Below are 795 nucleotides of genomic sequence, written 5' to 3' on the forward strand. Positions count from 1 at the left end.
GCTCGGAGATGTGTATAAGAGACAGCTCCGGTACGACCCCCGCCCGCACAGACCGGACCAACCCGGGACAGCCCTACTCCGGACGAGCCACAAGCCGCGTCGTCCCGTCCACGCACCAGTCCAGCACCGCGGGCCACGAGCCGTAACCGGCGACCAGGTCCAAGTGGCCCCCGCCCGGGATGAGTTCGGTGGGGATGCCGAACGGGTCGCCGTAGGCGGTGCGGGCGTTCTCCGGGCAGTACGGGTCGTCGTCGCCGGCGACGAGGCGGACGTTCCCGGGGAGAGTGAACTCCGCGGCGGGCGGGGCGAATCCGGCGACCTCCGGATACTGGGCGACCACGGCACCGGAGGGCGGTGCGACCAGGAGCACGCGATCCGCCTCACCGCCCTGGACCTGCCCGCGGGCGACGGCGTGCAGCCAGAGCAGCGCCGAGGCGCTGTGTCCGAGGACGACTCGCTCGCCGCCGGCGCTGTTGTTCAACTCATCGAGACAGCGGGCGAGTTCACCCAGCCACACGTCCAGGTCGGGGGCGTCGGGGTCGGGCAGCTGGGGGTAGACGACGTGGTGGCCGAGTTCGCCGAGCCGGTCGGCCAGCCAGTGCTGCCAGTGCTCCTTCGGGCGGTGGTTCTGCCAGCCGTGGAGGATGAGATAGGAGTTCATGAGGGCGATGGTTTCCGATCACCGGCCGAGCGGTCCAGTCGGCCCGCGATCAACTCAACCTGTCTGCCACCGAGTTGCCTCGCGCCAACCGTGCCCGCACCCGCGCCTCCAACCCCACCCGGCACTCCCCCCAC

1 protein-coding gene is annotated in these 795 nt (G+C 70.9%); it reads right to left on the reverse strand.

Annotated features, from left to right (window positions below; all coding sequences use genetic code 11):
* Positions 1–73: 73 nt before the first annotated feature.
* On the reverse strand, positions 74–661 hold the full coding sequence (locus tag AC31A1_RS52100) for an RBBP9/YdeN family alpha/beta hydrolase (RefSeq protein ID WP_489660026.1): 588 nt from the start codon (positions 659–661) through the stop codon (positions 74–76).
* Positions 662–795: the final 134 nt, after the last annotated feature.

Source organism: Streptomyces sp. P5F9 (assembly GCF_057961495.1).

Bases quoted from the DNA above. Each gene is read 5' to 3' on its own strand.
- AC31A1_RS52100 (WP_489660026.1), bottom strand. From the start codon at position 661: ATGAACTCCTATCTCATCCTCCACGGCTGGCAGAACCACCGCCCGAAG.